The sequence below is a fragment of the Pseudomonas sp. Hz4 genome (assembly GCF_054898165.1).
In genome coordinates, this window is the sequence record NZ_CM142719.1 from 4,236,667 (window position 1) to 4,262,713 (window position 26,047).

The following is a 26,047-nucleotide window of genomic DNA, read 5'->3' on the forward strand; positions in this document are numbered from 1 at the left end:
CTCGAAACACCCTGACAAGGCAAGCCCCGGAAGGCGTCATACGTCCCTTAGAAGACCTCCCCTTTGACCGCTTTTTCCAGCAGCAGCGCAGGGGGTGCGAATCGCTCGCCATACTGCTCCGCCAGGTATTGGGCTCGGGCGACGAAGTCTTTCGCCCCGTACTGGTTGATGAACTGCAGCGCGCCGCCGGTCCAGGCGGCGAAGCCGATACCGAAGATAGAACCGACGTTGGCGTCCGCCGTCGAGGTCAGCACACCTTCCTCCACGCAACGCACGGTTTCGATAGCTTGCACGAACAGCAGCCGATCACGCACGTCCTTCGGCGAAATCTGCCCGTCAGCCTTCTCGAAGCGAGTTTTCAATTCCGGCCACAAGTGCCGCTGGCCACCGGCTGGGTAATCGTAGAAACCGCCTCCTGCGGCTTTACCGGGCCGTTTGTATTCGTTGAGCAGCAAGTCAATCACGGCGAACGCCGGGTGCTCAATCAGCGGTTTCCCTTCTGCTTGCAGGTCTTTGGCGGTTTGCTGGCGGATATGGCTCATGAGGCTGAGGGAAACTTCGTCGGAGATCGCCAGAGGTCCGATCGGCATGCCCGCCTTGCGCGCTTCGGTCTCGATCATCGGCGCGCTCACGCCTTCGCCCAGCATGGCGATGCCTTCGTTGGTGAACGTGCCGAACACCCGCGAGGTGAAGAAACCGCGACTGTCGTTGACCACAATCGGCGTTTTCTTGATTTGCAGGACGAAATCGAACCCGCGAGCCAGGGTTTCGTCGCTGGTGTGGGCGCCTTTGATGATTTCCACCAGCGGCATTTTTTCCACGGGGCTGAAGAAATGCAGACCGATGAACTTGCTCTGATCCGGCACGGCGGTAGCGAGGCCGCTGATCGGCAAAGTCGACGTGTTGGAAGCAATCACCGCGTCCGGGCCAACGACTTTTTGCGCAGCCGAAGAGACGTTGGCTTTCAGATCGCGATCCTCAAACACCGCTTCAATGATCAGATCGCAACCCTCCAGATCGGCGTCGCTTTCTGTGGGGTGAATGCGCGCCAGCGTTGCATCGCGCTGATCAGCACTCAATTGGCCACGAGCAACCTTCTTGTCCAGCAGCGCCGCCGAATGCGCCTTGCCCTTCTGCGCTGCCGCAAGATTGATGTCCTTGAGCACCACGTCGATGCCGGCCGACGCGCTGACAAAGGCGATACCGGCGCCCATCATGCCGGCGCCCAGCACACCCACGCGACACGTCACGTAAGGCGCAAAGCCCTGGGGCCGCGAGCCACCGGCATTGATCTCGTTGAGCTGAAACCAGAAGGTGCCAATCAGGTTTTTCGCCACCTGCCCGGTGGTCAACTCGGTGAAGTAACGGGTTTCGATCAGGTGCGCAGTGTCGAAATCCACCTGAGCACCTTCCACCGCGGCGCAGAGGATTTTCTCTGGCGCGGGCATGCAGCCATGGGTTTTGCTGCGCAGGATCGACGGCGCGATGGCCAGCATTTGCGCGACGTTCGGGTTCGACGGCGTACCACCCGGAATCCGGTAACCCTTCACGTCCCAGCGCTGCACAACCGCAGGATTGGCGATAATCCAGGCACGAGCCTTGGCCAGCAGTTCATCACGATCCGTCGCCAGCTCATCAATCAACCCTGCCCGCAACGCCTGCTGCGGCCGGATTTTCTTGCCCTCGAGCAGGTACGGTAAGGCTTTTTCAATGCCGAGCATCCGCACCATGCGCACCACCCCGCCGCCACCCGGCAGCAGGCCGAGGGTCACTTCCGGCAAGCCGAGTTGCACCGAAGCATCGTCCAGCGCAACCCGGTGATGGCACGCCAGGCAGATTTCCCAACCGCCGCCCAACGCGGCGCCGTTGATGGCCGCGACCACCGGTTTACCAAGGGTTTCCAGGGTACGCAGCTGCCCTTTGAGGGACAGCACCCTGTCATAGAAGGCTTTGGCTTCGGGCTTGCCGACCTTGATCAACTCATTGAGGTCGCCACCGGCGAAGAAGGTTTTTTTGGCCGAGGTGATGATCACGCCGGCGATGGCATCTTTGTCGGCAACGAGTCTGGCGACACAAGCGGCCATGGCTTCGCGGTAGACCGCGTTCATGGTGTTGGCGCTCTGCCCCGGCATGTCGATGGTCAGGACGACGATCTGGTCCTGACCTTTTTCGTAACGAATGGCTTCGGTCATGTCACTTGTTCCTTAAGTCGGGGCTCAGAGGCGTTCGATGATGGTGGCAATGCCCATGCCGCCGCCGACACACAGCGTCGCGAGGCCATAGCGCAGGCGCCGGGTTTCCAGTTCATCGAGCAACGTGCCGAGGATCGCGCAGCCGGTGGCACCCAGCGGGTGGCCCATGGCGATGGAGCCGCCGTTGACGTTGACCTTGTCCGGGTCGATCGCCATGTCCTTGATGAATTTCAGCACCACCGAGGCGAAGGCTTCGTTGACCTCGAACAGGTCGATGTCTTCGACCCGCAACCCGGCCTTGGCCAATGCCTTGCGGGTAGCCGGTGCGGGGCCGGTGAGCATGATGGTCGGATCGGTACTGGTAACTGCGGTGGCGACGATCCGCGCCCGTGGCTGTAAGCCCAACGCCCGCCCCTTGGCCTCGGAACCGATCAGCATCAGCGCCGCGCCATCGACGATGCCGGAGCTGTTGCCCGGGGTGTGCACGTGGTTGATCCGCTCGACATGGCTGTAGACCCGAATCGCGGTGGCGTCGAAGCCCATTTGCCCCATCATTTCGAAGCTCGGCTTGAGCTTGCCCAAGCCTTCCAGGGTCGATTCGGCGCGGATGAATTCATCGTGATCGAGCAGGATGATGCCGTTCTGGTCCTGCACCGGCACCAGCGACTTGTTGAACGAACCGTCGGCCCTTGCCCGCGCAGCCTTTTGCTGGGAGCGCAGCGCATAGGCATCGACGTCCTGACGGCTGAAGCCCTCCAGCGTCGCGATCAGGTCAGCGCCCACGCCCTGAGGGGCGAAATGGCTGTGAAGATTGGTTTGCGGGTCCAGTGCCCAAGCGCCGCCATCGCTGCCCATCGGCACGCGGGACATGGACTCGACGCCGCCGACCACCACCAGGTCTTCGAAGCCGGAACGCACTTTCATCGCCCCGAGGTTCACCGCCTCCAGCCCCGATGCGCAGAAGCGATTGATCTGTAAACCCGACACACTGACGTCCCAATCGGCCACCTGGGTCGCGCTTTTGGCAATGTCTGAGCCTTGGTCGCCGATGGGCGTCACGCAGCCAAGCACCACATCGTCGACCTGACTTGTGTCGAGGGAAGTGCGCTGTTGCAGCGCCGTTAGCAGCCCGGCTACCAGGTTCACCGGTTTGACGCTGTGCAAGGCGCCATTCGCCTTGCCTTTGCCGCGGGGCGTGCGTAACGCGTCGAAAATCAAAGCTTGGGTCATGACGTCCTCGAACCTGGGCGGGGAGTAAATACAGAGTCCCCACTCTTAGGCCGAGCGCCCATGGTTTCAATGACCGCAACGCTCACTGACATTGACGGTCACGCTCAGACGGACGGTAGTCAACCTCCGGTTTAACCGATTCAGTACACCAAGCTGTCTAGCAAACGGGCGTCCAAGAAGCTGGCAATAGGCCTCATGCCTTTTTAAGCGCAAATTATATGAAGTCCATACGAAATGGATCTAAACCAAGCGTGACGCGGGCTCTAAGGTGAACTTGTACGAAGTTGTCGTCGGGTTTTGCCGAGGCGCTCGTCAAACAGGAAGTGCAACGCTCTGCCGTCATGGAGAAATGCAGGCAGGCATCGGGAAATAACAATAAAGGCGGTCAAGCCATGTTCAAACAATCGAAAGTACGTCAAGCCGGGCTCATTCTATTCGCCACTACGCTGTTGTTGATTTTGCCGAACCTGACCAAGGTGATCGGCTGACTTAGCGACAGATTTTATATCGTCCTCTTTAAAATGTGACTGGCTCGCTACCCGGGCCAGCGTGGGTGTGCCAACCTTTGCGGCACTTCCACGACATGGACGGCGATCACTTGAAAACACTCATTCTGTTCGGGGCCTTGCTGCTCAGCACGCCTCTGTCTGCCGCACAGCTGAACCTTGAGCTGGGCTGGAGCAGTCGCACCTGGCAAACCGAGGAGTTGCTCAAGCATTCTCAGGTTCAGACCATCACGATCAGTAACGACGTGTCTTACAAACGGGACATGAGCTATCGCGCTGTTCCGGTGGCTGCGTTGTTGACCGGCATCAAGCCTGAAGATCATTTACAGGCAGTTGCCCTGGATGGCTTTGCCGCAGAACTGTCGGCTGCGCCGTTGCTCAATACCCAGGGTGCGCGCGCATGGTTGGCAATTGAAGAGTCCACCAAGCCGTGGCCAACGCTGGCGGAAGGCAAGCCCGGCGCCGGACCGTTCTATCTGGTCTGGACCGATCCGCAGGCGGGCGACATCAGCCCCGAGCAATGGCCATTTCAGGTGGCGAGCATCAAGCGCATGGCACCGGTGGCCGAGCGCTTCCCTGCCCTGTTGCCCGATCCGGCGCTTAAGGCCGACGATCCGGTGAACAAGGGCTTTGCGCTGTTCCAGAAAAATTGCCTGGCGTGTCATCGATTGAATGGTGCCGGGGATGCGCAGTTCGGCCCTGATCTGAATATTCCGTTTAACCCGACCGAGTATTTCGGTGCGGATTTCCTTAAGCGCTACATTCGTGATCCGCAGAGTTTGCGTCAATGGCCGCAGGCGAAAATGCCCGGGTTCTCGGCGACGGTGTTGCCGGATGGGGATCTGGAGATGTTGGTGGGGTATTTGAAGCATATGGCTGGGCGCAAAGTTAAACCCTAGTCGATCGCCGATCGTTCCCACGCTCTGCGTGGGAATGCGTCAATGGACGCTCTGCGTCCGGCTTCGGTAGGGACGCGGAGCGTCCCGGGCTGCATTCCCACGCGGAGCGTGGGAACGATCAGGTGAGGGACTACTGTTGTTGCGCCGAAATCACCGGCGCAGGCATCGGCGTTGGCGACACAAACACCTTTTTTTGCGCCGGATTCTTGTTTCAGGGTTTTGCCAGGTACGTTTTCTGCCCCGCGAAAACGAAAACGGCCAACCCTGAGGTCAGCCGTTGCTGAGTGTTGTTACTGTTCATAACGTTATGCGAGTAGCCCTCGTACCTCCTGCTTGACGCCCCATCCTTCGATGATGCCGCCCAAAGGCTCGACCACCGCCTCGAAATCCTGCTCAAAGTCGCCGATGCCGTCATAGGTGGCGTACATCACTTTGCTCAGTTCCAGGTACCACGCGCCGTCGTCACGCACGCTGATTTGTGCATTCAAGGATTCACCACAGTAATGCCCCGCCGCCCTGCGCGCCCGCTCCTCGTCCGGGAAAATGGCGTAGAACTCGATGGGATGAAATCGTGAAAAGTCAAAGCCGCCTTCTTTCATGCGGCGCAACACGCTGCTGCTGATGTCTTCTTGATAGGCTGTGCTCATGAATCGTCCCCCTCAGATTGATGGATAGACTTTCCGTATTCCCGGCACTCGCAACCGAATGGGGCGAGCGATGCGGCAACAACATTGCCGGTGGGAAGCAAGCATGTAGCTGACAAGACCAGACCTTAGCGATCCGTTCGCTGATCTTGCTTGCAGAGTAGCCCCAAGATAGAGCCGCTGCCAAGGCCTGGTTGCGAATGTGAAGGGAGAGGTATCAGACGGGAGTAATGCCGAGGATTTGTATGCTGTTCTGGGTTTTAAGATTTTTGACGCTTGCATCAGCGGTTCGCCCTTCCAGATCATTCAGATCCAGTTCGGCGGCGACAGGAAGGAGCCGGGCCTTGATGAGCTTGGCGGCTTGTTCGTTGTCCGGGCACTCGTCGCACTCAAAGACTTCGTCGACTGTTTCGCCGTGATCATCCACGAAAGTGATTTTCCACTTTTGCATCAGTGCCTCCTCGATCAAACCCGCAAATGGGCTTACATCTATCTGGACTTTTGCCCTGACTGATCGTTCAAATCGATTACGGCGTAGAAGCATGAAAAACGCAGATCCTGTGGGAGCTGGCTTGCCTGCGATGGGATCGCCGCGGTATGCCTGACAGACCGTGCCGCCTGAATCGCAGGCAAGCCAGCTCCCACAGGTTCGGTGTCGTTTTCGGGAATGCAATCAGATTCGGACGTTACCCCGCGGCCCGGCGATGGCCCAGATGATCAGGCCCAGGACCGGCAGCAGCAGGATCAACAGCACCCAGACGATTTTCATCCCGGTGGTGGCGCCACTTTTCAGCACGTTGATGATGGCCCAGATGTCCAGGGCGAGAATAATCAGGCCAATCAGACCGTTGAACGTGGAACCCATGGTGACGCTCCCTAAGAGTGGTATGCACTCTTAGGATAGCCGGCCATTGCGACGGTTCCGTTTTATTAGCGTCTTGTGGGCTTCAGACGTGGATCGCCACTTTCAGGGCTTCCAGGGACGGTGCGGCAGTGATGCCGACTTCGGCGCATAACTCGAGCACGCGCGGCACGTCGCTGCCGTAGACCAGTACCACTTGCAGCCCATCGTCGAGCAGCTGACTGAAGTTCATCAGCACGTAGCCGCCGTTTTCCTTGTTCATGCTGCTCATCTGCACTTGAATGCGATTGAGCGCGGTCAGGGCTTCGGTCTTGGCCAGTTGCTTGGGTTTGATGTTGAAATCAACGCCGGGCCCGAACGAGGCGACGATCTGGGCGAACAGGTCCATGTAGGTGTCAGCCTGGAACAGCACGGTTTCCGGCAGGCTGCCCACGACCACCCACTCACCCAGCGGAATCGGGAACGTGTCGTCGTAGTTGATGTCCGGATTGGCCGTCAGAAAAGCCTCGGGATCGGCGTAGGCCTGGGCCGCTTCGTCAGCGACTTTCAGGATTTCGTCATCGCTCATGCACCCGGAGCTTATTTTGCTGATGAGTTCGACGAGTGCGGCTTTCATGGGGCGGAATCCTGTAGCGAGGGAATTTTGAAGCCGCGAAGGATAGCGCATTACGCCCCGCAATTCCTGTGTGCGAGCAGGGTCTGGATTGTTGACACACATCAAGGTCCGACCCACTGAGTAGCGGCAAAATACTGGCACCTTGCCGAAACTGTTTCCGCTATCAGAGAAGACCTCCATGGGTGCCTGGCTTAGCAATATCTCACTGAAATACAAATTCTGGGCGGTCAACGCCGTCGCCTTCGTCACGACCTTGTTGCTGGTGATCTATGCCGTGCAACTCGAACAACAGGCCCGCAGCCATGCCGCCCAGGCATCGGCACAAGCCCAGGCGCGACTGCTCGGCGCCTGGCCCGCCGGGCAGCCGCTACCCAAAGCCGATAACGTGCTGACCTTCAGTCGCGGGCAGGCACCGTTGCTGAACGGGCAGCCGGTACTGGAACTGACCGATACCAACGGCTGGATCGGGATCAATGCCATGCCGCTGTTCGGCGCCAACCCGTTGATGGGGGCCGAAGTGTTTACGCGCACGGATGGCAATCAGGTCGCGGTGATTGCCCATGGCCCGAGCCTGACCCAGGTATTTGGCGAGCGTTTTCCCAACTATGCAGTGGCGGTAGCGATCCTGATGCTGGCGATGCTCGGCGCTTCGCAGTTGTTGATCCGCTTCCTGCTCAGCCAGCTCAATACGCTGAAGGACGTCATGCTTCACGTCGAGAAAACCGGTGACCTGTCGGCCCGTGTGCCGCTGGCCTGCACTGATGAAGTCGGGCAGATGGCCAATGCTTTCAACGCCATGCAGGCCGGTTACCAGCGGGTGGTCAACACCGTCGCCAGTACCGCCCGGCAACTGGATGTCGGCGCGGCGCGGCTGGCGTCGAGCATGAACGAGGTGCGTCACGGCATGCTCGGTCAGCAAAGTGAAACCGACCAGGCCGCCACGGCGATCAACGAAATGACCGCCACGGTCTATCACATTGCCCAGCACGCCGGCTCCACTCGCGACCTTTCGCAAACCGCCGACACCCTGGCCGGCAGCGGGCAGCAAGTGGTGAGTCGGGTGCAGAAGTCGATTGCCGGGTTGTCCAGCGGGGTGCAGCAGACTGCCGAGATGATTCAGCGTCTGGCCGAGGACAGTCAGAAGATCAACGGCGTGGTCAGTGTGATTCACAGCATCGCCGAGCAGACCAATCTGCTGGCGCTGAATGCGGCCATCGAAGCGGCCCGTGCCGGTGAAATGGGTCGTGGCTTTGCGGTTGTCGCTGATGAAGTACGCAACCTGGCCAAGCGTGTCCAGACGTCCACTGACGAGATCACGATCATGGTTTCGGCGTTGCAGGCCGGGACTCGGGACGCAGTGGACTTCATGCAGGAAAGCTCGTTCAAGGCCGACGATTGCGTGCAGCAGGCTCAGGAAGCGGGCGCAGCGTTGGCGGAAATCACCAGCGCAGTGGCGCAGATGCGCGAAAGCAATACGCAGATCGCCGTGGCGGCCGAGCAGCAGAACCACGTGGCGGAGGAGATGAATCGGTCGATCGTGAGCATTCGGGATGTGACCGAGACCACGGTGCAGCAGACTGTGAACTCGGCGACCACCAGTCATGAACTGGCGGCGTTGGCTGGGGAATTGAGCAAGGCTATCGGGCAGCTGAAGCTGTGATAACGCCATCGCGAGCAAGCTCGCTCCCACAGTGGATCTCTTTTGTACCAAAAATCAATGGTCACTGAAGATCCCATGTGGGAGCGAGCTTGCTCGCGATAGCGTCAGCCCGGTCACCATCAATATTGACCATGACACCTATCACTTCGATAGCCAACCTTGATTCGCCGCCCGTAAGTGCCACGCCTATTCTTCAATCATGTGTTCAACATGGATCGAGGAGTACCATCATGGGCAAACGTCACCCCAACCTGCCCGCCTGGCAATGGCGAGCGCACCCGAACAATCACCAGCACCCGACCAATCGGGTGCTGCACCTGATTGCCGTGCCGCTGTTCATCGTGGCGTTTCTGCTGATTGTCTCGGGGGTATTCAGTCTGAGCTTCGCAAATGTCGCGATCGGTGTGATCGGCCTGCTCGCAGCGCTCGGCCTGCAACGCCACGGTCGCCGTGAGCGCCACCGTCGTCACTGATCAGGCGAAAATCGTCACCGTCTGCCGGCTCATGGCAATCAACTGACCGTCCGCGCTCCACAGCTTCGCGGCCGCATGACCGTAGCCGTCAGCGGCATGCTCGATGTCGACGAGGTATTTGCACCAGTCCAGCGTGCTCAGTTCAAGCAATGGCTGAGCGAATTCGATGGTCCAGGTCAGCGTACTGCCCATCGCCGGTTTCTTCAGGTGCGGTAACAGCGCCGGTGGCCAGGCGTCGACCAACGCCAGGATATGCGACTCGCTGACCGCCTCTTCCTTCACGTCCCCGCGCAAGCGCACCCAACCGCCCATCTCGCGGGATGTGTTGCCAGTGAACGGCAAACCGCCGACGCTCCAGCGCATCGCCAGATGGCGCATGAATTCCGGGGTCACACCTTTGATGTAAGGCAGTTCCTGGCAATCGTCCCAGTGCTTCATCTCGGGTGCCGGTTCGGCGGTTACCGCCACTTCCGACGGTCGCGAGGCGCCGAAGCTACCCTGGACCAACGTCACCACTTGGCCCTTCTGCATCGCCCGGCCCAGCACCTGACTGACCGCTTTGCCCTCGCGCAGCACATCGACTTCAAAGCTGACCGGCACATCAGGCTCGACAGGGCCGACAAAGGTGATCGCCAGCGAACGCACCGGACGATCCGACGGGACTTTTGCGCGCATCGCTTCGTATTGCAAGGCGGCCACCAGGCCACCGAAACTGGCACGCCCCTGAGCCCATTCGGCCGGGATAGACAGTTCCAGCGGCTGGCTGCGAACAGCGTCAAGCAGATCGGAAAAACGCATGGAAACCTCGGGGCGGGAAAAAGATGAAGAGATCTTAACCAGCCTGCGAGGACGGCACAGCGCTTATTCCGGCCAAAAGTACTGACAGATGAGCCGCACTTGGCTTGAACACATATTCCATGTTCAACACTAAACCAATGTGGTGGGGTCAGGATTTGAAACAGGCGGCGCTGAATTTGTCGAGGACGCGGTCGGCGCGGTCTTCGGCCTTGGCCATGGTGGTTTTCCAGACGGCCACACAAGGCTGCAAATCGGCTTCCTGTTCGGACCGGGCCAACCATTGCCAGCAATCATGCCAATCGCCCAACGCACCCTGGGCCGATTTGAGTCCGGGCAGCGCCGGTTTCGGCAATCGATCAAGCTCGGGATAAGCTTCGATCCCATAGCGCACACGCTTGATCAGCAAGCGCAAACGATGACGATCATGGGCAGGATCGTGCAGGGCCTTATCGAGTTTTTTCCATTGGTTGGCCAGGCGTTTTTCGATGCGCTGACGCAAGCCCTTGAGCAAGCCCTGACGCTGGGAGGCCCGTAAAAAACGCGGAAAGGCGTCGAGGATCATCAGCAGCTGCGCCACTTCAGGACTTGCCGCCACCGCCGGATAAGCTTTGGCCATTTGCGCCATGCGCCGATGGGCAGCCTCGGGTTGATCATGCTGCAGCAAGTACGCCGCCAGCACTTCGCGATCGCGCAACGGCGTGGTCAGGTCGCCGACCCGGGACGCCGCCGCTTCCAGCTGTTCGACCCCGGGCAAGCCGCGCAATGGCCGCAGCAGACTGCGCAAACGGCGAACCGTGGTGCGCAGATCGTGCAACGCTTCAGGGTCGGTGCGGGCACTCAAGCGGGCCTGACAGGCCAGCAGACGAACTTCCAGGCCCAGGACATGAGCCACCAACCGATCAATCAAGGCAGACATCGCTTGCTCCCTGAATCGAATGTTCCACTATTGCCTGCATCATGCCTTAACGGCCAGCGCGTGACTCACGAATATAGAAGCGCGCCTTTTCGGCCTTCTTGGTGCAGCCTTCGAACGCTTCGAATTGCTGCTGGGTCTTGGCGCCGGTCAACAGCGACAGGGCCTTGGAGTAGCTGACGTTGCCAGCGAAACCCTCGGCCTTGGCCAAGTCCAGTTCACGCCACGCCGCATCGATCCCGCTGGCGCAGCTGTCACGGTAAGCGGTTTTGCCGGCGCAACCGGCGAGGGCCAGGGCAATCAATGGCACACAGATCCAGGCTTTCATCACTCACACCTCAAAAATAGGTAACAGTCGTGCAGTTAAGACGGTCTGGCGCGTGAAAAGTGCCTTGGTCCCACCGCGGAAAATTTAGCGCTCGCGAGAATACCCATCTGCCGCCATGGAGTGTCGAAAAAACGACGCACTCGCCTCACGAAACGACCTTAGCGATTGAAGCGCGCCCCTCGATGGGTGCATTGTTGAACCTTGTCAGACGAGGGCGATTCATGAAAAAGCGTGTCGCACTGGTGCTGGGCTCAGGTGGAGCCCGGGGCTATGCCCATATCGGTGTCATTGAAGAGATCGAGCGGCGTGGCTACGACATCGCCTGCATCGCCGGTTGCTCCATGGGCGCGGTGGTCGGCGGGATCTATGCGGCCGGCAAACTCGACGAGTATCGCGACTGGATCGAAAGCCTGGACTACCTCGACGTCTTGCGTCTGGTGGACGTCAGTTTTCGTCTGGGGGCGATTCGCGGGGAGAAGGTCTTCGGGCAGATCCGCAAGATCGTCGGCGAGATCAATATCGAAGACCTGCGCATCCCTTACACGGCGGTGGCGACCGACCTGACCAACCAGCAGGAAATCTGGTTTCAGGAAGGCTGCCTGCACCAGGCCATGCGCGCCTCGGCGGCGATTCCCAGCCTGTTCACCCCGGTGATGCAGGGCAATCGCATGCTGGTGGACGGCGGCATCCTCAACCCTTTGCCGATCGTGCCGGTGGTGTCGAGTCATTGCGACCTGATCATCGCGGTCAACCTCAACTCCACCAACCAGCGCCACTATCAATTGCCGGTGATCCAGCGCCCGGCGGCGTTCAAGAGCCGTTTCGACAGCCTGATCAACTCGCTCGGTTCGAAATTACCATTTCGCCGCAAACAGGCGGAACAATTGCTGCTGCTGGAGAAGGAAGCGTTGATGGCAGAAGCGGCCGAGATCAACCCGTGGATCGAATCCGCCGAACCCGAAGCCCAGCAACCGGCAGCCGCCCCTGAACGCGCCGGCGCCCCGAAGTCCGCCACAGGTTCGTTCATCATCGACAACGTCGGCCCGGCCTCTTTGCTGGACCTGATTAACCAGAGTTTCGAGGTGATGCAAACCTCATTGGCGCAGTACAAGATCGCCGGTTATCCGCCGGATATTTTGATCAACGTGCCAAAGCGGGTGTGCCGGTTTTTCGAGTTTTACAAGGCGCCGGAGCTGATCGCGCTGGGGCGGGAGATTGCGCGGGATACGATGGATCGGTATGAGAATGAGCGGGATGCCTGAATCTGACGCTCCGCGTCCGCTGTGACGCGGAGCGTCACGGGATGCGTTACCACGCAGAGCGTGGGAACGATCAGGCATCAAGCAACCGATACCCGACCCCCGCCTCGGTGACGATGAACCGCGGCTGCGTCGGGTCGTCTACCAGTTTCTGGCGCAAGTGCCCGACCACAATCCGCAAATAGTGAGTGTCCTCGGTATGGGTCGGCCCCCAGATGTCCTTCAGCAGTTGCTGCTGGGTGATGACCCGCCCCGGATGCCGCGACAGTTGCGCCAGCACCGCGTACTCCTTGCGGGTCAGCGCGACTTCGGTGCCATCGAGCAGTACCCGGCGATAAGCCAGATCGACAGTCAACGGGCCGAACGTCAGCGCCGCCGTTTGAGCTTCTCCCGCCGGTGCCTGACGCAACAACGCACGAACCCGGGCCAGAAATTCCTGAATACCAAACGGTTTGGTCACGTAGTCGTTGGCGCCGCCATCGAGCGCTTCGACTTTCTGCCCTTCACTGGCACGCACCGAGAGCACCAGCACCGGCACCGTCGACCACTCGCGAAACTCGCGCAGCACGTGCTGGCCGTCCATGTCCGGCAACCCGAGGTCGAGCACCAGCAGGTCCGGTTTATTCAGTGCAGCCTGGGCCAGACCTTCGGTTCCGGTACCGGCTTCGAGCACTTTGTAGCCCTGGGAGGCGAGGCTGATGCGCAGGAATTTGCGGATCTGCGGTTCGTCGTCGATGACCAAAATGGTCGCAGTCTGGCTCATGAATTCACATCAACACAAAGAAATGGCAAGAGAGTAGCGCAAACGTGATCAGGCTTCACTTTCGGCTCTTAATTTTCAAAAGCCGGCTGAGCCTGCAACGGCAGGTGCAAAGTGATGCAGGTGCCTCGCCCGTCGATGCCATCGGCGACGCTGATCCGCCCGCCATGGGCACCGACCATGCCCTGACAGATCGCCAGCCCCAACCCGGTGCCCTGCCCGCCACGATCACCGCGCGCGGCGGTGTAGAACATGTCGAAAATCTTCGCCCGCTCTTCCAGCGGAATCCCCGGCCCTTCATCGCTCACTGAAAAAAACAGCTCGCTGTCATCGGCTCCGGCGCGCAATTGCAGGCGACCGTGAGACGGTGAAAACCGCGCGGCGTTTTCCAGCACGTTGACCAGCGCCTGTTCGATCAGCGCGGCGTGGACGTAAAGCAGCGGCAACTCCGGCGGTACTTCGGTGGTCACCTGCAACGGCGCCAGCACTGCGCGCAGACGATTGAGTGAACTGCCGATGATGTCGGCCGGCGACACCCAGTCCCGCGCAAGCTTCAGGGCGCCGTGCCCGAGCCGGGTCATGTCCAACAGGTTTTGAATGTAGCGGTCGAGGCGTTCGGCTTCATCGCGAGTGCCTTCGAGCAGTTCGCGGCGATCCTCCAGCGGGATCGCTTCACCGAGGGCCAACAGGCTGTCGATGCTGCCGCGCATGGAGGTCAGCGGCGTGCGCAAATCGTGGGACACCGAGGCCAGCAAGGCACTGCGCAGTTGCTCGGTTTCGCCGTGCAACCGAGCGGCTTCCAGGTCCTCGGCCAATTGCGCACGCGCCAGCGCCTGGGCCAGCGGTTGGCTCAACGCGGTCAACAAACGGCGACGCTGCCCGCTCAAGGTCTGGCCCTCTTTGGCACACACACCGAGCAATGCCAGCGGCCCGTCTTCCACCGACAATGGCCACCACCACCAGCGTCCGAACGGCAGCGTGCCGGTGCCCGCGCCGGCCGGTTGATCATGTTGCCAGGCCCAATCAGCGGCAGCGCGCTCGGCTTCGGAAAACTCCAGCGGCCCACCGGTTTCGACTTTCCAGCCGCCCTGCCCGTCTTGATTGAGCAGGCACAGTTGCAGATCACTCCAGCCGTTGAGGTGCTGGGCCGCTGCGCTGACCACCGCCTGACGGTCGGTGGCGGCAGTGAGTTTGCGTGACAGGTCGAGCAGTTCGGTGGTTTCTTCCTGAGTGTCGCGCAGGGCTTGTAACTGCCGCCGCTGTCGGGCCGCGAGGTTACCGGTGAGCGCCGCCATCAGCAGGAAGAACAGCAAGGTCAGCACGTCTTCCTCGCGCTGGATGCTGAATGAGAAAGTCGGCGGAATGAACAAAAAGTCGTAGGTCAGAAACGACAACGCCGCACAGGCCAGCGCCGGGCCAAGGCTGCTGCGCACCGCCACCAGCAACACCGCGGCGAGAAACACCAGCGAGATATTGGGCAGCGGCAAGACACTCGCCACCGCCCAGGCCAAGGCGCTGGCGAGCACCGTCGCCATCAGCGCCAGCGCGTAGTCGAACCACACCAGCGTCTGCGCCGAACGCTGACGCGGCTGATGCTGTTCGTGATCACTGTCGAGGACGTTGATTTCCAGCCCGCGCGCATCGCGCAGCAAACGTGACGCCAGACCGCCACCGAACCAGCGCCGACGCAACCGCTGCCGGGACTGCCCCACCAACACCAGACTGGCGCGACGTTCGGCGGCGTGCTGGATCAAGGTTTTCGCCACCTCACCGGCGCGCAACAACACCACTTCGCCGCCGAGGCGTTCGGCCAATTGCTGGGCACTTTGCAGACGCAGCCGCGACTGCTCGTCACGCACGCTGCCGTTGTCCACATGCACCAGGCTCCACGGCAAATGCCGACGCTGGGCGACGCGACTGGCGTGACGCACCAGACGCTCGGCCTGAGCATCGCCATCGACGCCGACCAACAGGCGACCGCGTACCGCTGGCGCCGCTTGGCCGAGTTGGCGATAGCCCTGAGCCAGATCATCATCGACCTGAGCGGCGGCGGTTTGCATCGCCAGTTCGCGCAGGGCCGTGAGGTTGGTCTGGGTGAAAAAAGCGTCGATGGCCGCCCTTGCCTGCTCCGGCACGTAGACCTTGCCATCGCGCAGACGCTCGAGCAGCTCGCGCGGCGGCAGGTCGATCAGCAGCAGTTCGTAGGCCTCCTGCAGGACCCAGTCCGGCAGGGTTTCGCGCACCTGCACGCCGGTGATGCCACGCACTTTGTCGTTCAGACTTTCCAGGTGCTGGACGTTGACCGTGGTGAACACGTCAATGCCGGCAGCGAGCAGTTCCTGGATGTCTTGCCAGCGTTTGGTGTGGCGACTGCCGGGCGCGTTGCTGTGGGCCAGTTCGTCCACCAGCACCAGTTTCGGTTTGGCCGCGAGCAAGCCGTCGAGGTCCATTTCTTCGAGCATCACGCCACGGTATTCCGAACGCAGCAACGGCTGCTGCGGCAAGCCGCCGAGCAGCGCTTCGGTTTCGGCGCGGCCATGGGTTTCGACCACGCCGGCGATGACTTTCACACCCTGGCGCAGTTGGGTGTGGGCCGCTTGCAGCATGGCGTAGGTTTTGCCGACACCGGGTGCGGCGCCGAGAAAAACCTTGAGCCGGCCACGGCCATCCCGGGGCAGGTCTGCTAACAACGCGTCGGCGCGGCCGGAGTCACTCATGCTTGAAGCTCTCTCTGATTAATCGTTCCCACGCTCTGCGTGGGAATGCAGCCCGGGACGCTCCGCGTCCCATCCAGAAGCGGACGCAGAGCGTCCATTGATGCATTCCCACGCGGACGGTTCGACGCCTCGACGTGGGAACGATCATCTGCTACAGGTTTTCCAGCGCCAGGTTCAGCGCCAGCACATTCACCACTGGCGGGCCAACGAGCGGTTGCTCGATATGCGCGTCCAGCAGTTGCTGAAGGGTCGCCACCGGCAGATTGCGCGCGGCCGCAACACGCGCCAGTTGATAGGTAATCGCTGCCGGTGGCAAGTGTGGATCGAGACCGCTGCCCGAGGTGGTCAACAGGGCCAATGGCACTGGACCCTGGCCTGGCACCAACAGTTTATTGGCATCGTCAATCACCCGAGTGGCCAGGGCCGGGTTGCTCGGCGAGAGGTTGCTGGCACTGCTCGACACGGTGGCAAATGCACCGGCCGATGGCCGTGGATGGAACCAGGCGTCACCGACAAAATCCTGCGCAATCAGCGACGAGCCGCGGACCTTGCCATCGGCGTCGTGTATGAGGCTGCCGTTGGCCTGGTCCGGAAATGCGACCTGGGCGACACCAGTGACAACCAGTGGATAGGCGACGCCGGTGATCAAGGTCATCAGGACGAGCAGGCTCAGGGCCGGGCGTATCATTGTGGACATTTCAGAATCCTCGAATTCAGTGAAAACAAACACATGTTCTGGAGTCGCCATCAACTCTGTGGCGAGGAGATTTATCGGAACGCCGCACCGCCCCGTTGGGCTGCGCAGCAGCCCCAAAACCTGCAACTTCATTTCTTCTGGCGCACCGCGTGTATCGGGTTGGCGACTGCTTCGCAGTCGTACGGGGATAAATCCCCTCGCCACAGAGCCCGCGCCACCCGATAGATTGTCAAACCAAATGCAACGCAGTGAGCAGCATGTCGATCGCCTTGATCCCCACAAACGGCACCACTATCCCGCCCAACCCATAGATCAGCAGATTGCGACGCAGCAACGCCGCCGCACTCGCCGCCTGCACTCGCACACCGCGCAGCGCGAGCGGAATCAGCACCACAATGATCAAGGCGTTGAACACAATCGCCGACAGAATCGCGCTCTGCGGACTGCTCAGGTGCATGACGTTCAGCACGCCCAGTTGCGGGTAGATCGAGGCAAACAACGCCGGCAAAATCGCGAAGTACTTGGCCACGTCGTTGGCGATGGAAAACGTCGTCAGCGCGCCGCGGGTCACCAGCAGTTCTTTACCAATCTGCACCACGTCCAACAGTTTGGTTGGGTCGCTGTCGAGGTCGACCATGTTCGCCGCCTCGCGCGCCGCTTGCGTCCCGTCGTTCATCGCCATGCCTACGTCCGCCTGGGCCAGGGCCGGCGCATCGTTGGCGCCGTCGCCGCACATGGCGACCAGGCGACCGTCGTTCTGCTCGTGGCGAATGCGCGCCAGTTTCTTCTCCGGTGTGGCCTCGGCCAGCACGTCATCCACGCCCGCCTCGGCCGCAATCGCGGCGGCGGTCAGCGGGTTGTCGCCGGTCACCATGACCGTGCGAATCCCCAGTTTGCGCAGCTCGGCGAAACGCTCGCGGATGCCGGGCTTGACCACGTCCTTGAGGTGGATCGCGCCGAGCAATTTACCGTCGGCGCAAACCAGCAACGGCGTGCCGCCGCTCTGGGCGATCTTGTCGATTTCCCGGGACAGCGGCGCGGCCAGGTCAGCGCGTTTCAGGCCTACGAAGGCCAGCAACGAATCCACCGCGCCTTTGCGATAGACGCGGCCCTGATAGTCGACACCGGACAGGCGCGTCTCGGCACTGAATGGCACGGCAGTCAGCAGTTCGGTGGCCGGCTCTGGTTGAGGCTGAGTGCTGCGCAGGTACTCGACGATGGATTTACCTTCAGCCGTGTCATCGGCCAGCGAGGCGAACAACGCACCCTCGGCGAGTTCCTTGGCGGTGACGCCAGGCGCCGCGTAAACCGCGGTGCAACGACGGTTACCGAAGGTGATGGTGCCAGTCTTGTCCAGCAGCAGGACGTGCACGTCCCCCGCCGCTTCCACGGCGCGACCAGATTTGGCGATCACATTCAGGCGCACCAGACGGTCCATCCCGGCGATACCAATGGCCGACAACAGACCGCCAATGGTGGTCGGAATCAACGTGACCAATAACGCCACCAGGAACACCAGCGGCAGGCTGCCGTTGGCGAAGTGGGCGAACGGTTGCAGCGTGACGACCACCAGCAGAAAGATCAGGGTCAGGCCGATCAGCAAGATGTCGAGCGCCACTTCGTTCGGGGTTTTCTGGCGTTTGGCGCCTTCGACCAGGGCGATCATGCGGTCCAGCGTCGACTCGCCAGGGTTGGCGGTGATCCGCACCAGCAGCCAGTCTGAGACCAGGCGGGTGTTGCCGGTGACGGCGGAACGATCGCCGCCGGACTCGCGAATCACCGGCGCGGATTCACCGGTAATCGCCGCTTCGTTGACCGCTGCGATACCTTCGATCACCTCGCCGTCACCGGGGATCATTTCCCCGGCTTCAACGCGCACCACATCGTCCTTGCGCAGGCTGGTGGCCGGCACCACTTGAAAGGCACCGTTGCTGGTTTTGCGTCGAGCGCTCAAGCCTTCGCTGCCGGCCTTGAGGCTGTCGGCGCGGGCCTTGCCGCGACCTTCGGCCAAGGCTTCGGCGAAGTTGGCGAAGAGCACGGTGAACCACAGCCACAAGGCGATTTGCGCGGCGACAAAGGTCGGCACGCTGCTGTCGGGAATGAAGCACAGCACGGTGGTCAGGATCGCGGTCAGTTCGACCACCAGCATCACCGGCGCACGCTGCAATTGCCGTGGGTCGAGCTTGACGAAGGCTTGCACCAGCGCCGGGCGCCAGAGGGCCGAGATAGCGGTTTTCGGTTGTTCCGGCGCCTTGACGGTGGCGGTTTTGGTTACGGGCATATTCATCATTAACTCCTTAGAAGCCCATGCTCAAGTGTTCAGCAATCGGACCAAGCGCCAGCGACGGCAGGAAGGTCAAACCACCCACCAGCAAAATGGTCACGGTCAGCAAGGTCACGAACAGCGGGCCATGAGTCGGGAAGCTGTTCTGGCCAATCGGTGCGGTTTTCTTCATCGCCAGGCTGCCGGCCAGGGCCAGAACCGGGAGGATGTAACCGAAGCGACCGATCAACATGCCCAGGCCGAGCATCAAGTTGTGGAACGCAGTGTTGGCCCCGAAGCCGCCGAACGCCGAACCATTGTTGGCACTGGCCGAGGTGTAGGCGTACAGCAACTGGCTGAAACCGTGAGCACCGGGGTTGCTGACTGCTGCGACCGGACCGGGCAGGCTCGCGGCAATCGCGCCGAGCACCAGCACGCCGACCGGCATCACCAGCAAGGTCACCACCAGCAACTGGACTTCCTTGGCCTGCAGTTTCTTGCCGAGGTATTCCGGGGTGCGGCCGATCATCAGGCCAGCGAGAAACACGGCAATCAACACGTTCAACAACATGCCGTAGAGCCCGGCACCGACGCCGCCGAAGATCACTTCGCCGACCATCATGTTGACCATCGCGACCATGCCACTCAGCGGGTTAAGGCTGTCGTGCATGCCGTTGACCGAACCGTTGGACGCCGCGGTGGTGGTGACCGACCACAGCACCGTGGCGGTGGTGCCGAACCGTGCTTCCTTGCCTTCCAGCGGCGCGGTCTGTTCGACGGCGACGTTGTTCAGGGTCGGGTTCGGCTGGGATTCAGCCCACAACGACGTCGCGCCGCCGATCAGGAACAACGCCAGCATGCAGGCGATGATCGCGCGGCTCTGACGCAGGTCTTTCACGTAGTGGCCGAAGGTGAACACCAACGCCACCGGGATCAGAATGATCGAGCCGACTTCAAACAGGTTGCTCCACGCCGTCGGGTTCTCGAACGGGTGCGCCGAGTTGACGCCGAAGAAGCCACCACCGTTGGTGCCCAGTTGCTTGATCGCAATCTGACTGGCGGCCGGACCAAGCGGAATCACCTGATCGACGCCTTGCATCGTCACGGCATTCACGTAGTGCGCGAAGGTTTGCGGCACGCCCTGCCAGACCAGATACAGCGCCAGCAGCAGGCACAGCGGCAACAAGCCGTAGAGGGTGGCGCGGGTCATGTCGACCCAGAAGTTGCCGAGGGTTTTGCTCGACTTGCGGCCGATCCCGCGACACAGGGCAACCAACACGGCGAGGCCGGTGGCGGCGCTGACAAAGTTCTGCACGGTGAGGCCGACCATCTGACTCAGGTAGCTCAGGGTCGCTTCGCCACTGTACGACTGCCAGTTGGTATTGGTCATAAAGCTGACGGCGGTATTGAACGCTTGCGTCCACTCTTGACCCGGCAGGTTCTGCGGGTTCAGTGGCAAGTGGTCCTGGAACAACAGGATCGCGAACAACAGCAAAAAGCCCGCGAGGTTGAAGGCGAGCAAGGCCAGGGTGTATTTCTGCCAGCTCTGTTCGGCCTGCGGATCAACGCCGGCCACCCGATAACATCCACGCTCCACCGGTCCGAGGATCGGTGACAGCCACGTGCGCTGCCCCTCCATCACCTTGTAGTAAAAGCGCCCCAGGAACGGTGCCGGAATCAGCACCACAGCGAAGAAGGCGAGGATCAGCCAATAGTCATAACTGTGCATAGCCGCTCCTAGTTCCGGTCCGCGCGCAACAGCGCAACCAACAGATAAATGAACAGCCCCACTGCCAATAGCAGTGACACCCCGTCCAGAACGCTCATGGAAATTCTCCGTGTTACGGCGTATTGCCGCGTGTGGAGCCATTGTCGGCAGGGAGGCTGTAAAGGAACGAGATCGAGGGTGTTGGCGGGGCATAAAAAAAGCGTAAAGAGTGGGTTTATGGGTTTGTTACAGCTTGGTCTTGTGGCGTCTGGGCTGGCCTCATCGCGAGCAAGCTCGCTCCCACAGGGGATCGGTGTTGTCTGAGCAGACGCATTCCAACTGTGGGAGCGAGCTTGCTCGCGATGGCGGCATAACTGACAACGATGCTCTCATCTGGCGCAAAAAAAGCAGCCATCCAGCAGCGATCATCCCCGATACGACAGTTTTCAGCGCTTTACGACGCGCAAATACAAAATGGCACGCCCACTGCAAACGCCCTCCCCCGAGCTTTCCAAACCGTTCAGGGAGCAAACGCATGAACACACAACTCAAACCCACGCTGGGCACGCTGCACCTGTGGGGCATTGCGGTCGGGCTGGTGATTTCCGGTGAGTACTTTGGCTGGAGTTACGGCTGGGGCGTGGCGGGCACACTCGGTTTTCTGGTGACGTCCTTTATGGTCGCCACCCTGTACACCTGCTTCATCTTCAGTTTCACCGAGCTGACCACGGCGATTCCCCATGCCGGCGTCGCACCATTCCGAAGGCCTACATCAGCGGCATTCTGACGTTGGTGCTGTTGGCCATGGGTGTAATGTTCTTTGCCGGCGGCGTCGGTGACTGGCGCACCCTGTCGAACATCAACGATCCGCTGCCGCAAGCGATGAAAACCGTGGTGGGCGAAAGCTCGGGCTGGTTGCACATGCTGGTGTGGATTGGCCTGTTCGGCGATCTACAGCGATGGTTTGATCAACCTGGGCGGCATGACGCTGACGGCAGCGATGATCACGATGGCGGTATTCGGGGCGATCGTGATGTACATCATGAGCATGCTCAGCCTGTTTAAACTGCGCAAAACCGAACCGAATCTGGAGCGCACCTTTCGCGCGCCCTGCTACCCATTGGTGCCGATGATTGCGCTGGTGCTGGCGGTGGTCTGCCTGGTGGCGATAGCCTGGTTCAACACCTTGATCGGGTTGATCTTCCTGGGCTTCATGGCGGTGGGCTTCGTGTACTTCATGCTCACGGCGCAACTGCGTGCCGATGCGCCGGCGGACGCGATGCTGACCGGTCTTTAAACAGGCGAAGTGTTGCTGTCATATCAGGCATAGAATGGAATGACTGCGATGGAACCAGTGCGAAATTCCATCGCTCAAAGTGGTATGCACGATCGATTGGCGAAGCCCGCCAATCGGCCTGCCCTTAAGGAGAGCCCTATGCCCTGGTATGCCTGGTTAATTCTGATCGTTGCAATCGGCTCGATCGTTGGTGGTTTGATGATGTTGCGTGACACCGCCAACAAGGTCGAACTGACCGATGAACAACGCAAACGCGTCGCTGAACGCAACGCGGAAGCGGATGCCAAGGATGCGCAGGACCGCTAAACCAAAAACCCTGTCATTCTCATTGAATGACAGGGTTTTGCGTGACTACTTCTCCCACTCCGCCTTGGCGATGTGCAGGCCATGCAGCCCTTTATAGGCCGCTCGTTCCGGCTGGCTCCAGCCTTCAAGCAACGAATCCTCCAAACGATAAACCTCTACCCCGAGCGGGCGACACACGCTCAGCGGATCCTGCGCATCCGGCCCCCACATGGCCAGCGACAGATCACCGCCCGGGCAGGTCGAGAGCGCACACAACAGATCGATTTCGGCAAAAAACTCCAGGTAATCGCCCTTCTGCGCCGGGCAGGCTTTCATGAAGTACATGTCGTCATGGTTCAGGCCCGTGCACTGGAAAATGTTCAACACGTCATGCACGTCAAACTCGGTCAGGCCATGGGGCAGCACCGCGCGGGTCAGGTTCGAATGGCAGTGATGATGGAAGTCTTCGCCGGTGAGCATTTTGTTCACATAAGGATCGCAGCGTGTGCCGAGCAAATCATGCAGGCGACCGCCATGTTCGTCGATGCCGTAACCGGCCAGGCTATCATCGGTGATGGTCACCAGCGGACGTAGAAACGGCAGGTTCGACCAGAGCCGGTCATGGGTGCTGACGTGAGCGCCCTGTAACTGCCGAGTCCGTGCCGCCCACAAACGCTCCCGCGGATCGTTGGCATTCCAGACGTTGAAGTCGCCCACTTGCGGCCCGACGGGTGTGGTCACCCGGAACACATGCCCGGCCGGCACTTTCCAGGCGCGACCGGTGCGGATCGGCACCTCGAATGCCTCGATCAGCGTGCGCCCGTCCTTCGCATCGCGAATCCGTTCGTAGAAGGCTTTATCCACCTGCAAGGCTGAGCCTTTGCTGACTTGATAGGCCGCCGGATAGTCTTTGTACATGGCACGAATCCTCGATCAGTGATGGGAAGAACGGGTAAGCATCTGCAACGCCATGCCGGGCAGCAAACGACCGCCAATAATATCGGCGCGCAACTCAAGTGTGATGTGGTCGGCGAGGGACAGTCCGCTGTTCAAACTCATTGCCTCGTGATTGTTCAACAATCGTCAATTAATGAGTAATCACTATTCGTGCCAGTTAATTCGAAACAGCAGAATGAAGTTGGACGCATCTGCATGCTTTTTAGAAGTAGAAGTACAGTCACCATCCCATTTTCATTGGTTAAGATGGCGCATCGTTGCGGAGATACCCGATGCGTTACTCGCAGAACCATAAAGCCCAGACCCACGAACGCATCATTAAGGAGGCTTCAGCACGTTTTCGCCGCGATGGCATTGGCGCGACAGGTCTGCAACCGCTGATGAAAGCACTGGGCCTGACTCACGGTGGCTTCTACTCGCATTTCAAGTCCAAGGACGAACTGGTTGAAAAGGCGTTGCAAGCCGCAGGCGAGCAGGTCGATATCATTTGCGCCGAGCTCTTCGCTCAGGATCGCCCGCTGGAAGCGTTCATCGACGCCTATTTATCCGAATGGCACCAGACTTCACCCGATCAAGGTTGCCCGCTGCCGACCATGTCATCGGAACTCGGGCTGCGCGGGCAGCAGAGCCCGACCACTGACGTGGTGCTCAACGCCCGGCTCGACCAAGTGCAAGGCACCCTTGAGGATGAAGACGTCGCCGCCGACCAAAGCATCGTCATCATGTCGACGCTGGTCGGGGCGTTACTGCTGTCACGCAGTGTCGAGAATCCTGAGCTGGCTCAGCGGATTCTCGACGTGACTCGCGCCTACCTCAAACAAACTCGGGACTAACCCTCCCAACGCTTGAAGAGCACGCTGGCATTCACCCCACCAAACCCGAAACCGTTGGACAGCGCGTATTCGATTGCCATCGGCCGCGCCTGACCGTGGACGATGTCGACGCCTTGGGTGGCGGGGTCCGGGTTATCGAAGTTGAGGGTGGCCGGCACGACCTGATCGCGAATCGCCAACAGCGTGAAGATCGCCTCGATACCGCCCGCTGCGCCGAGCAAATGCCCGGTGGCCGACTTGGTCGACGTCACCGCGATTTTGTTGTCAGTGCCGAACAACGCCTTGATGGCAGCCAACTCCCCCAGATCGCCGACCGGCGTCGAGGTTGCGTGAGCATTGAGATGTTGCACCTGCGCCGGCGAAATGCCCGCCTGGGCCAACGCCAGCGACATCGCCCGTCGCGCACCGTTGCCATCCTCGGGCCCCGCCGTCAGGTGATAGGCGTCGGCACTGGTGCCGTAACCGACCAGTTCCGCCAGCGGTTGAGCACCGCGGGCCAAGGCATGCTCCAGGGATTCAATCACCAGAAGGCCTGCGCCTTCCCCCATGACAAAGCCATCGCGGCCACTGTCGAACGGCCGCGAGGCACGCTCGGGGGTTTCGTTGTAACCGCTGGACAAGGCGCGAGCCGCGGCAAACCCGGCAAGACTGACGCGATCAATCGCCGCTTCCGCGCCGCCACACACCGCAATGTCCGCCTCGCCACACCGAATCAACCGCGCAGCATCGCCAATCGCCTGGACCCCGGCCGCGCACGCCGTTACCGGAGCACCCAACGGGCCCTTGAAACCGTGCTGGATCGAGACATGACCCGCGGCCAGATTGACCAGGAATGAAGGAATGGTGAACGGCGACAAGCGTCGCGGCCCACGGCTGTCCGTGGTGCGCACCGCGTCGGCAATCGCGCCGAACCCCCCCACACCAGAACCAATAATGGTTGCAGTGCGCTCCTGGGCATTAGCGTCCGCCGCTTGCCAACCAGCCTGCTCCAGCGCCTGACGCGCCGCTTCCATGGCGAACATAATGAAGCGGTCCATCTTCTTCTGCTCTTTAGGCGGCGTCGCCCGATCCGGGTCAAAACCCGCCTCGGCATCGTCAGCCATGGTCGGCACTGCACCACCGACCTTGGCCGGCAAATCGGCAACCACCTCGTCCGGCAAATTGCGCAACCCGGAACGCCCTGCCAACAGACGCGCCCAGACGGCTTCGACTCCAGAACCCAATGGAGACACCAGGCCCATGCCCGTTACAACTACTCGACGATCACTCATACCGCAAATACCTCAAGCCGATTCATGACGCCTCACGTGTAACGCGCGGCGGCCTTACTTTTGGAAAGATTCGGCGCCATCACATGACGCGCCGCAACGAAGGCATCCCAGTCGGCCGCCTCCGGCAACGAAGGAATGGTGATCAACTCACCCTGATCCAGACCTGACAACGCCGCATCGACCATCTCCCCGGCTTCCATCACCATGTCCGCCGGAATCTGGGTAGCATCGATACCGGAGCGCTCCCAGATTTCGGTGCGTGTTACGCCTGGCAACACGGCCTGCACCTTGACCCCGGTGCCCTCCAGTTCGGCACTCAGCGACTGCGTCAGACTTAAAACATAGGCCTTGCTGGCGCTGTAAGTCGCGTTGAAGCGCTCTGGAAACAACGCCACCACTGATCCGATGTTGATGATCGTCCCCCGGCCCGCCTTGGCAAAACTGGCGGCCGCGGCCGATGCCAGCCGCGTGACCGTCGTAACGTTCAATTGAATCAAGCATTCCAGCTGATCCATGTCGGAATTGGCCAACAACCCATCAGCGGCAACACCGGCGTTGTTCAGCAACAGGCTGAGACTCGAATCGCTGCGAAGACGCTGTTCGAGCTTCAGCACATCATCCTTTTGCGTCAGATCCGCCTTGAGCACCTCGACCTGAACACTATGTGCAGCGCGCAACTTGGTTGCCGCCGCTTCCAGCCGCTCTTGATCACGGGCGACCAACAACAAATCAAAACCACGCGCCGCCAACCGCTCGGCGTAAATCGCACCGATACCGGAAGAAGCACCGGTGACGAGGGCCGTACCTTGGGACTGGACAGAATTCATGACACTGCTCCTGGAGATGCCTAAGGGAAAGACAAGCGCCTGAGGCTCAGAA

At 60.6% G+C, this 26,047-nt stretch carries 23 protein-coding genes and 3 pseudogenes; 7 read left to right on the forward strand and 19 right to left on the reverse strand.

What is annotated here, in order from left to right:
• Window positions 1–47 precede the first annotated feature (47 nt).
• Both ACYZTR_RS19310 and ACYZTR_RS19315 read right to left on the reverse strand, forming a co-directional pair.
• Window positions 48–2,192 carry a 3-hydroxyacyl-CoA dehydrogenase NAD-binding domain-containing protein gene (locus ACYZTR_RS19310; RefSeq protein ID WP_461973340.1) on the reverse strand — a complete coding sequence of 715 codons (2,145 nt, stop codon included), beginning with the start codon at window positions 2,190–2,192 and terminating at the stop codon, window positions 48–50.
• Between the two features lie 24 nt (window positions 2,193–2,216).
• The gene (locus tag ACYZTR_RS19315) at window positions 2,217–3,422 is read right to left on the reverse strand and encodes an acetyl-CoA C-acetyltransferase (RefSeq protein WP_461973341.1); all 1,206 of its coding nucleotides are present in this window, start codon (window positions 3,420–3,422) and stop codon (window positions 2,217–2,219) included.
• Between the two features lie 583 nt (window positions 3,423–4,005).
• On the opposite strand from ACYZTR_RS19315, the gene ACYZTR_RS19320 reads away from it, so the two are divergent.
• Window positions 4,006–4,827 (forward strand): c-type cytochrome, encoded by an 822-nt coding sequence (locus ACYZTR_RS19320; RefSeq protein WP_461979802.1) that lies wholly within the window; start codon window positions 4,006–4,008, stop codon window positions 4,825–4,827.
• Window positions 4,828–5,132: 305 nt separating this feature from the next.
• On the opposite strand, the gene ACYZTR_RS19325 is transcribed toward ACYZTR_RS19320, so the two are convergent.
• The 4 genes from ACYZTR_RS19325 to ACYZTR_RS19340 form a co-directional block, all read right to left on the reverse strand.
• Window positions 5,133–5,474, reverse strand: a complete 342-nt coding sequence (locus ACYZTR_RS19325) for a ribonuclease E inhibitor RraB (protein WP_059404670.1) — start codon at window positions 5,472–5,474, stop codon at window positions 5,133–5,135.
• 214 nt (window positions 5,475–5,688) lie between these two features.
• Complete coding sequence (locus ACYZTR_RS19330; RefSeq protein ID WP_461973342.1) at window positions 5,689–5,922, reverse strand: hypothetical protein; 234 nt, start codon at window positions 5,920–5,922, stop codon at window positions 5,689–5,691.
• A gap of 222 nt (window positions 5,923–6,144) precedes the next feature.
• Entirely contained in the window at window positions 6,145–6,336 is a 192-nt protein-coding gene (locus ACYZTR_RS19335; protein ID WP_262169451.1) for a PLDc N-terminal domain-containing protein, read from the reverse strand.
• An 82-nt stretch (window positions 6,337–6,418) separates the two neighbouring features.
• Window positions 6,419–6,949 carry a hypothetical protein gene (locus ACYZTR_RS19340; RefSeq protein ID WP_461973343.1) on the reverse strand — a complete coding sequence of 177 codons (531 nt, stop codon included), beginning with the start codon at window positions 6,947–6,949 and terminating at the stop codon, window positions 6,419–6,421.
• Between the two features lie 178 nt (window positions 6,950–7,127).
• Between ACYZTR_RS19340 and ACYZTR_RS19345 the strand changes: the two genes are divergently transcribed.
• Both ACYZTR_RS19345 and ACYZTR_RS19350 read left to right on the forward strand, forming a co-directional pair.
• A complete protein-coding gene (locus tag ACYZTR_RS19345; protein WP_461973344.1) occupies window positions 7,128–8,609 on the forward strand; it encodes a methyl-accepting chemotaxis protein in 1,482 nt (493 codons plus the stop codon).
• A 230-nt stretch (window positions 8,610–8,839) separates the two neighbouring features.
• Window positions 8,840–9,055: pseudogene (locus ACYZTR_RS19350) on the forward strand (DUF962 domain-containing protein); the annotation flags it as partial.
• Between the two features lie 27 nt (window positions 9,056–9,082).
• Here the strand turns inward: ACYZTR_RS19350 and ACYZTR_RS19355 are convergent.
• From ACYZTR_RS19355 to ACYZTR_RS19365, 3 genes are all read right to left on the reverse strand, one after another.
• On the reverse strand, window positions 9,083–9,880 hold the full coding sequence (locus ACYZTR_RS19355; RefSeq protein WP_461973345.1) for an acyl-CoA thioesterase: 798 nt from the start codon (window positions 9,878–9,880) through the stop codon (window positions 9,083–9,085).
• A 148-nt stretch (window positions 9,881–10,028) separates the two neighbouring features.
• Window positions 10,029–10,796, reverse strand: a complete 768-nt coding sequence (locus tag ACYZTR_RS19360) for a CHAD domain-containing protein (RefSeq protein WP_461973346.1) — start codon at window positions 10,794–10,796, stop codon at window positions 10,029–10,031.
• A 46-nt stretch (window positions 10,797–10,842) separates the two neighbouring features.
• Window positions 10,843–11,121: a hypothetical protein gene (locus tag ACYZTR_RS19365; RefSeq protein ID WP_154851320.1), complete on the reverse strand. Its 279-nt coding sequence runs from the start codon at window positions 11,119–11,121 to the stop codon at window positions 10,843–10,845.
• A 221-nt stretch (window positions 11,122–11,342) separates the two neighbouring features.
• Between ACYZTR_RS19365 and ACYZTR_RS19370 the strand changes: the two genes are divergently transcribed.
• Window positions 11,343–12,383: a patatin-like phospholipase family protein gene (locus ACYZTR_RS19370; RefSeq protein ID WP_461973347.1), complete on the forward strand. Its 1,041-nt coding sequence runs from the start codon at window positions 11,343–11,345 to the stop codon at window positions 12,381–12,383.
• Window positions 12,384–12,453: 70 nt separating this feature from the next.
• Here the strand turns inward: ACYZTR_RS19370 and ACYZTR_RS19375 are convergent, their stop codons facing one another.
• The 6 genes from ACYZTR_RS19375 to kdpF all read right to left on the reverse strand — a co-directional run bounded on the left by ACYZTR_RS19375 (window position 12,454) and on the right by kdpF (window position 20,644).
• Entirely contained in the window at window positions 12,454–13,143 is a 690-nt protein-coding gene (locus tag ACYZTR_RS19375; RefSeq protein WP_461973348.1) for a response regulator, read from the reverse strand.
• A gap of 68 nt (window positions 13,144–13,211) precedes the next feature.
• Window positions 13,212–15,857 (reverse strand): DUF4118 domain-containing protein, encoded by a 2,646-nt coding sequence (locus tag ACYZTR_RS19380; protein ID WP_461973349.1) that lies wholly within the window; start codon window positions 15,855–15,857, stop codon window positions 13,212–13,214.
• Window positions 15,858–16,008: 151 nt separating this feature from the next.
• Window positions 16,009–16,554 carry a potassium-transporting ATPase subunit KdpC gene (gene kdpC / locus ACYZTR_RS19385; protein ID WP_461973350.1) on the reverse strand — a complete coding sequence of 182 codons (546 nt, stop codon included), beginning with the start codon at window positions 16,552–16,554 and terminating at the stop codon, window positions 16,009–16,011.
• Between the two features lie 229 nt (window positions 16,555–16,783).
• Window positions 16,784–18,841, reverse strand: coding sequence for a potassium-transporting ATPase subunit KdpB (kdpB, locus tag ACYZTR_RS19390; protein ID WP_461973351.1), 2,058 nt, complete (start codon window positions 18,839–18,841; stop codon window positions 16,784–16,786).
• 10 nt (window positions 18,842–18,851) lie between these two features.
• Window positions 18,852–20,546, reverse strand: a complete 1,695-nt coding sequence (gene kdpA, locus ACYZTR_RS19395) for a potassium-transporting ATPase subunit KdpA (protein ID WP_461973352.1) — start codon at window positions 20,544–20,546, stop codon at window positions 18,852–18,854.
• An 8-nt stretch (window positions 20,547–20,554) separates the two neighbouring features.
• On the reverse strand, window positions 20,555–20,644 hold the full coding sequence (kdpF, locus tag ACYZTR_RS19400; protein ID WP_007899818.1) for a K(+)-transporting ATPase subunit F: 90 nt from the start codon (window positions 20,642–20,644) through the stop codon (window positions 20,555–20,557).
• Between the two features lie 416 nt (window positions 20,645–21,060).
• Here kdpF and ACYZTR_RS19405 point away from each other — a divergent pair.
• Window positions 21,061–21,822, forward strand: a pseudogene (locus ACYZTR_RS19405) (permease).
• A gap of 138 nt (window positions 21,823–21,960) precedes the next feature.
• Window positions 21,961–22,128 carry a DUF2897 family protein gene (locus ACYZTR_RS19410; protein ID WP_009050155.1) on the forward strand — a complete coding sequence of 56 codons (168 nt, stop codon included), beginning with the start codon at window positions 21,961–21,963 and terminating at the stop codon, window positions 22,126–22,128.
• Between the two features lie 45 nt (window positions 22,129–22,173).
• Here ACYZTR_RS19410 and ACYZTR_RS19415 read toward each other — a convergent pair whose 3' ends face one another.
• Window positions 22,174–23,025, reverse strand: coding sequence for an urea carboxylase-associated family protein (locus ACYZTR_RS19415; RefSeq protein ID WP_461973353.1), 852 nt, complete (start codon window positions 23,023–23,025; stop codon window positions 22,174–22,176).
• A 45-nt stretch (window positions 23,026–23,070) separates the two neighbouring features.
• Window positions 23,071–23,160, reverse strand: a pseudogene (locus ACYZTR_RS19420) (GntR family transcriptional regulator); the annotation flags it as partial.
• Between the two features lie 176 nt (window positions 23,161–23,336).
• Here ACYZTR_RS19420 and ACYZTR_RS19425 point away from each other — a divergent pair.
• Window positions 23,337–23,897: a TetR/AcrR family transcriptional regulator gene (locus ACYZTR_RS19425; RefSeq protein WP_461973354.1), complete on the forward strand. Its 561-nt coding sequence runs from the start codon at window positions 23,337–23,339 to the stop codon at window positions 23,895–23,897.
• Here the strand turns inward: ACYZTR_RS19425 and fabF are convergent.
• Complete coding sequence (gene fabF, locus ACYZTR_RS19430) at window positions 23,894–25,168, reverse strand: beta-ketoacyl-ACP synthase II (RefSeq protein WP_461973355.1); 1,275 nt, start codon at window positions 25,166–25,168, stop codon at window positions 23,894–23,896. The genes ACYZTR_RS19425 and fabF overlap by 4 nt on opposite strands.
• Window positions 25,169–25,200: 32 nt before the next feature.
• A complete protein-coding gene (locus tag ACYZTR_RS19435; RefSeq protein WP_461973356.1) occupies window positions 25,201–25,995 on the reverse strand; it encodes an SDR family NAD(P)-dependent oxidoreductase in 795 nt (264 codons plus the stop codon).
• Between the last annotated feature and the right edge of the window lie 52 nt (window positions 25,996–26,047).

Excerpts from the sequence above, each read along its gene's own strand:
- ACYZTR_RS19415 (WP_461973353.1), bottom strand. The coding sequence starts at position 23,025 with ATGTACAAAGACTATCCGGCGGCCTATCAAGTCAGCAAAGGCTCAGCC.
- ACYZTR_RS19360 (WP_461973346.1), bottom strand. The coding sequence starts at position 10,796 with ATGTCTGCCTTGATTGATCGGTTGGTGGCTCATGTCCTGGGCCTGGAA.
- ACYZTR_RS19380 (WP_461973349.1), bottom strand. The coding sequence starts at position 15,857 with ATGAGTGACTCCGGCCGCGCCGACGCGTTGTTAGCAGACCTGCCCCGG.
- ACYZTR_RS19340 (WP_461973343.1), bottom strand. The coding sequence starts at position 6,949 with ATGAAAGCCGCACTCGTCGAACTCATCAGCAAAATAAGCTCCGGGTGC.
- fabF (WP_461973355.1), bottom strand. The coding sequence starts at position 25,168 with ATGAGTGATCGTCGAGTAGTTGTAACGGGCATGGGCCTGGTGTCTCCA.
- ACYZTR_RS19315 (WP_461973341.1), bottom strand. The coding sequence starts at position 3,422 with ATGACCCAAGCTTTGATTTTCGACGCGTTACGCACGCCCCGCGGCAAA.
- ACYZTR_RS19365 (WP_154851320.1), bottom strand. The coding sequence starts at position 11,121 with ATGAAAGCCTGGATCTGTGTGCCATTGATTGCCCTGGCCCTCGCCGGT.
- ACYZTR_RS19435 (WP_461973356.1), bottom strand. The coding sequence starts at position 25,995 with ATGAATTCTGTCCAGTCCCAAGGTACGGCCCTCGTCACCGGTGCTTCT.
- ACYZTR_RS19425 (WP_461973354.1), top strand. The coding sequence starts at position 23,337 with ATGCGTTACTCGCAGAACCATAAAGCCCAGACCCACGAACGCATCATT.
- ACYZTR_RS19325 (WP_059404670.1), bottom strand. The coding sequence starts at position 5,474 with ATGAGCACAGCCTATCAAGAAGACATCAGCAGCAGCGTGTTGCGCCGC.
- ACYZTR_RS19320 (WP_461979802.1), top strand. The coding sequence starts at position 4,006 with ATGGACGGCGATCACTTGAAAACACTCATTCTGTTCGGGGCCTTGCTG.
- ACYZTR_RS19330 (WP_461973342.1), bottom strand. The coding sequence starts at position 5,922 with ATGCAAAAGTGGAAAATCACTTTCGTGGATGATCACGGCGAAACAGTC.
- kdpA (WP_461973352.1), bottom strand. The coding sequence starts at position 20,546 with ATGCACAGTTATGACTATTGGCTGATCCTCGCCTTCTTCGCTGTGGTG.
- ACYZTR_RS19355 (WP_461973345.1), bottom strand. The coding sequence starts at position 9,880 with ATGCGTTTTTCCGATCTGCTTGACGCTGTTCGCAGCCAGCCGCTGGAA.
- kdpB (WP_461973351.1), bottom strand. The coding sequence starts at position 18,841 with ATGAATATGCCCGTAACCAAAACCGCCACCGTCAAGGCGCCGGAACAA.
- kdpC (WP_461973350.1), bottom strand. The coding sequence starts at position 16,554 with ATGTCCACAATGATACGCCCGGCCCTGAGCCTGCTCGTCCTGATGACC.
- kdpF (WP_007899818.1), bottom strand. The coding sequence starts at position 20,644 with ATGAGCGTTCTGGACGGGGTGTCACTGCTATTGGCAGTGGGGCTGTTC.
- ACYZTR_RS19370 (WP_461973347.1), top strand. The coding sequence starts at position 11,343 with ATGAAAAAGCGTGTCGCACTGGTGCTGGGCTCAGGTGGAGCCCGGGGC.
- ACYZTR_RS19335 (WP_262169451.1), bottom strand. The coding sequence starts at position 6,336 with ATGGGTTCCACGTTCAACGGTCTGATTGGCCTGATTATTCTCGCCCTG.
- ACYZTR_RS19410 (WP_009050155.1), top strand. The coding sequence starts at position 21,961 with ATGCCCTGGTATGCCTGGTTAATTCTGATCGTTGCAATCGGCTCGATC.
- ACYZTR_RS19375 (WP_461973348.1), bottom strand. The coding sequence starts at position 13,143 with ATGAGCCAGACTGCGACCATTTTGGTCATCGACGACGAACCGCAGATC.
- ACYZTR_RS19310 (WP_461973340.1), bottom strand. The coding sequence starts at position 2,192 with ATGACCGAAGCCATTCGTTACGAAAAAGGTCAGGACCAGATCGTCGTC.
- ACYZTR_RS19345 (WP_461973344.1), top strand. The coding sequence starts at position 7,128 with ATGGGTGCCTGGCTTAGCAATATCTCACTGAAATACAAATTCTGGGCG.